Source organism: Streptomyces sp. NPDC059248 (assembly GCF_042753905.1).
Lineage (GTDB): Bacteria > Actinomycetota > Actinomycetes > Streptomycetales > Streptomycetaceae > Streptomyces.
The window spans coordinates 1-4600 of record NZ_JBHYZV010000158.1; the positions used below are offsets into that span (position 1 = coordinate 1).

4 protein-coding genes and 1 pseudogene are annotated in these 4600 nt (G+C 70.5%); all 5 read left to right on the forward strand.

What is annotated here, in order from left to right; all coding sequences use genetic code 11:
* Positions 1-284: 284 nt before the first annotated feature.
* Positions 285-1034, forward strand: a complete 750-nt coding sequence (locus ACFXG1_RS32900; protein WP_384723073.1) for an SDR family NAD(P)-dependent oxidoreductase — start codon at positions 285-287, stop codon at positions 1032-1034.
* Complete coding sequence (locus ACFXG1_RS32905) at positions 1031-1450, forward strand: RidA family protein (RefSeq protein WP_384723070.1); 420 nt, start codon at positions 1031-1033, stop codon at positions 1448-1450. Before ACFXG1_RS32900 ends, ACFXG1_RS32905 begins: the two co-directional genes overlap by 4 nt.
* On the forward strand, positions 1447-2448 hold the full coding sequence (locus ACFXG1_RS32910) for a carbohydrate kinase family protein (RefSeq protein WP_384745847.1): 1002 nt from the start codon (positions 1447-1449) through the stop codon (positions 2446-2448). Before ACFXG1_RS32905 ends, ACFXG1_RS32910 begins: the two co-directional genes overlap by 4 nt.
* A 27-nt stretch (positions 2449-2475) precedes the next feature.
* Complete coding sequence (locus ACFXG1_RS32915) at positions 2476-3729, forward strand: adenosylhomocysteinase (protein WP_384745849.1); 1254 nt, start codon at positions 2476-2478, stop codon at positions 3727-3729.
* Positions 3730-3756: 27 nt separating this feature from the next.
* Positions 3757-4600: pseudogene (locus ACFXG1_RS32920) on the forward strand (hypothetical protein); the annotation flags it as partial.

Consider the following 4600-nt stretch of genomic DNA (forward strand, 5'->3'; position numbering starts at 1 on the left):
ACCTATAAATACCCTGCTTCTGGGGTGGCCCGCTTCCTTTTTTTAAACCCCCCCGTCGGCCACGCGGCCGGCCGGGGCCCCCGGGGGGGGGGGCGGGGCCGCGGCCGCCCCCGCCCGCCACGGCCGGCTCTGCTCGGTCGGAGGCGATGTGAGGAATTCTGTCAAGTCGGTCGACCTGGCGTTCGCACTCCTGGAAGACTTACGGCCCGAACTCATCGAACCAGTGACCCGGCGCACGGAGATCAGCTCCGGCCGGCGGGCCCGGTCCGCTTCGGAGGCCCCCGTTGTCTGAGCGCAATCGCTGGGTGCTGATCACCGGCGCCAGCCGGGGCATCGGCCGGTCCATAGCCCTGGCACTCGCTGCCGAGGGCTACCAGCCGGTGCTCTGGGCCCGGTCCGGTGACGATCTGGCCGATGTGGCGGACGAGGTGCGCACCTACGGCGTGCCGGTGCGCACCGCGGTCGTCGACGTCACCGATCCGGAGATGGTGGCGCAGGCGGCGCGTACCTCACTGGCCGGCCTGGACGGGCTCGCCGCACTCGTACTCAACGCGGGACAGGGTGTCTGGACCCCGCTGAGCGAGCTGGATACCGCCGCCTGGGACCGTACCGTCCGCACCAACCTGGACGGCGGGTTCCAGGTGCTCACCACCGTACTGCCGCTGCTCACCGCGACCCCCGGAGCGCTGGTGATCGGCCTGCTCTCCGACTCGGTGCTCTACCCGTTCCCGGAACGAGCGGCGTACGCGGCCTCCAAGTCCGGCCTCCGGGCACTGCTGGAGGTCACACGGCGAGAGGTACGTGACAAACAGGTCCGCGTCTGTTCGGTGCTGCCGAGCCGAGTGGACACGCATTTCCAGGGCGCCCACGAGAGTGCGGCCCCCGGCAGCCGCGACGGAGCACTTGCGGCTGAGGACGTAGCCGCCGTCGTCGCCGGGCTCTTCCGGCTTCCGCCGCATGTGGAAGTCCGGGAGATCCAACTGTCCGCGATGACCTCGACCTTCGGTCCCTTCCCAGAAAAGGCCCAGGTGTGAGCACGCGCAAATCAGCCGTTGTCCCGCAATCCCATTCCAAGCCGATCGGGCGCTATTCCCCCGGCGTCCGGCTGACCGTCACCCCCGGCACTGAGCTGGTCTTCATCAGTGGCCAGGTGGCCACCGACGACCAAGGCACCGTCCTCTTCCCCGGCGACGCGGCCGGTCAGGCGCGCGTGGTCTTCCAGCGCCTGGAGCAGGTGCTGGAGGCGGCCGGGGGCTCCCTGGCCGACCTGGTCAGCGTGAACGTCTACCTCACGGACGTCCGGGGTGACTTCCCCGCCGTCTCGCGCGTACGCGACGAGGTCCTGACCGATCCGCCGCCGGCCAGCGTCCTGCTGGAAGTCTCCGCACTGGCCGAGGAGGGCTGTGTCGTGGAGATCAGCGGCCTGGCGGCAGTCGGGGGCGGGGCTTGATCGACTCCGTCCCGCCATCGGACCGGCTGACCGACTGGCAGTCGGCGTTACGCCGCGCGGCCGACTCCACGAGGGTCCTCGTCATCGGCTCGCTCAACGTCGATCTCATCGTGCACAGCGACCACGAACCCGAGGACGACGGCGCGGTGGTCGCGCGTTCCGTCACCACCGCACCGGGGGGCCATGCCGGGAACTGCGCGTCGGCGCTGGCCGCGCTCGGTATGCGGGTGGGCGTGGTGGCCGGTGTCGGGACGGACGCCGAGGGCGACGGAGTGCTGGCGGACCTACGGGCACGCGGGGTGGACGTCTCGTCCGTGCAACGCCACCCCGATGCCCCCACCGGCCAAGTGATCATCCCGGTCTTCCGGGACAAGCACTACATGCTCATGCACCGCGGTGCGAACGACCTGCTCTCCGCGGCGGCGGTACGTGACGCGCTCGCGGCACCGGTCGACGCGGTGGTCCTGTTCGACCCGAGCCGGGAGGCGCTCCGCGAGACGGTCGCGGCGGTCGGGGATCATCCCGGCCGACCGTTACTGTGCTGGTGCCCCGGCGGCGTCTACTGCGCCGACGACATCGCCGCCACGGTCGCGCCGCGGTGCGACATCCTTCTGCTGAACCGCGACGAGCACTACCGGATCAGCCGCTCGGCGGGTGAGGACGCCATCGGCCGGCCGTCCTGCGACGTCGTGACGACACTGGGCGCCGAAGGGGCACATCTGCGCCGCGGCGACCGGGACTGGCGCGTTCCGGCGGAGCCGGCGGAGGTACGCGATCCGACGGGTGCCGGTGACGCGTTCGCCGCCGCCTATCTGCTGGCCGCCCTGGCCGGCCTGCCGCCCCGGCAACGGTTGCGGAGCGGCAACGTGGCCGGCGCACTCGCCGTCGGCGCCGTCGGCGCCCGGGCCGTGCAACCCACTCTCCCGGACTTGATCTCCGGTCTGTCGTCGGCCGGGAGCATGCTCCCGGCCGGGGTGGAAAAAGATCAAATGCAGTGATCAAACGATCAGCGAGATGGAGTTTCTATGAGCATGGTGCGTGATCTTTCCCTTGCGGACGAGGGAAAGCTGAAGGTCGAGTTCGCCGGACGGCGCATGCCGGTACTCTCCACGCTGGTCGAGCGGTTCGCGGAGACGAAGCCCTTCGTCGGTCAGCGGATCGCGGCGTGCCTGCACGTCACCACGGAGACGGCGAACATGTGCCGTGCCCTCGTCGCCGGTGGTGCGGAGCTGGCGCTGTGTGCCTCCAACCCGCTGTCCACCAAGGACGACGTCGCGGCGACCATCCAGCGCGACATCGGTGCCGAGGTGTTCGCCGTCTACGGGTGCGACCGTGACACCTTCTACCAGCAGGTGCAGGGTGTGCTCGCGCTGCGGCCCACGATCGTGGTCGACGACGGAGCCGATCTGACCACGACGATCCACAACGACCACCCGCAGTTGCTCGACGAGATCATCGGGGGCACGGAGGTCACCTCGACCGGTGTGCTGCGGATCAGGAACATGGCCACGGACGGGGCTCTGCAGTACCCGGTCCTCCCGACGAACGACGCGGCGACCAAGCACCTGTTCGACAACCGGTACGGCACGGGCCAGAACACCATCGACGGCATCCTGCGGGCGACGAACATGCTGCTCGCCGGATCCGTGTTCGTGGTCGTCGGCTACGGCTGGTGCGGACGCGGTGTGGCGATGCGGGCACGCGGCATGGGCGCGAACGTCGTGGTGACCGAGGTCGACCCGATCCGGGCGCTGGAGGCCAAGCTCGACGGTCTGACGGTGATGCCGATGGCGCGGGCCGCGGAGATCGGCGACATCTTCGTCACCGTCACCGGCAACCGGGACGCCGTCACGCTGGCACACATGGAGCGCATGAAGGACGGCGCGGTGGTGTGCAACTCCGGTCACTTCGATGTGGAGGTCGCGGTCACCGAACTCCGCGAACGCGCCACCGGGCGACGCGAACTCCGTGACAACTGCGTGGAGTACACCCTGCCGTCGGGCCGCAGCGTCATCCTGCTCGCCGAAGGGCGGCTCGTCGGCCAGTCCGCGGCCGAGGCCCACCCGGCCGAGGTGATGGACATGACCTTCGCCACTCAGGCCCTCGGCGTTCAGTACCTGGTCGAGCACGCCGGCGAACTCAAGCCGGGAATCGTGCCGATCCCGCGCTCGATCGAGAACGACGTCGCAAGCGCCAAACTCCGCGCGTACGGCGTGGAAATCGACCAACTGAGCACCAGTCAGGAGCAGTACCTCACGGACTGGCGCGTAGGGACGTGACATGAACGGCAGCGACCAGTGACGGATTTGTCAGCCATCAAGTCCAGCGCCGACGGCTGGCGCGGCATCATCGGCGAGACCTTCACCCCGTCCTACGCCGCGCTCGTGACCCACTGCGTCATGCGGGCTCTCGCGGCGGTTCAGGAGACAAGGACGGTGCTGGTGACCTATGACGGCCGGCGCGGCGGCGAGCAGTGCGCCGCCGCGGTCGTGGCCGCCGCATCGGGCGGAGCGGAACGGGTACGGCTGGTGCCGCACCTGCCCACTCCGATCGCATCGGCGGCGTTGCGGCGCGGCCGGGCGGACGTCGCTCTCCTCGTGACGGCCAGCCACAACCCGGGCCGCCACAACGGCATCAAGGTGAAGGTCGCGCCGGGACGGCCGCTGCCTGCCGCGGTCGAGCGCCACGCCGAGCGACTGCTCGCCGAGACGGGCCACCTCCCGGTGGTCCCGTCCGCCGAGCAGCCGGACCACGAGGCCGGTCTCCGCTGGATCGACGACCACATCACCACCGTCATCGACGGACTACCCGCTGCCGTGAGCCCCGGGCGAACGGTCGTGGTGGACGGCGTGGGCGGGGTGGCGGGTCGGCCGATGGCCCGTCTGTGCGAGCGCCTCGGCTGGCAGGTCCGGCTGCTCGGCGGGGCCCCGGATCCCGACTTCGGCGGTCTGGTGCCCGACCCGACCCTCGCCGCCACCCGTCGCAGGGCCGGGGACGCGGTCCGGGATTGCTCCGCCGACCTGGGCGTCGTGCTCGACGGCGACGGCGACCGGGTGTTCGTCATCGACGAGCGCGGGCGTACCGTCCAACCGCACGAACTGCTCGCACTGCTCCTCCAGGCCCGCTGGACGCTGCGGCGTGGCGACCGTG

Coding starts and splice junctions, on each gene's coding strand:
- ACFXG1_RS32915 (WP_384745849.1), top strand. CDS start 2,476: ATGAGCATGGTGCGTGATCTTTCCCTTGCGGACGAGGGAAAGCTGAAG.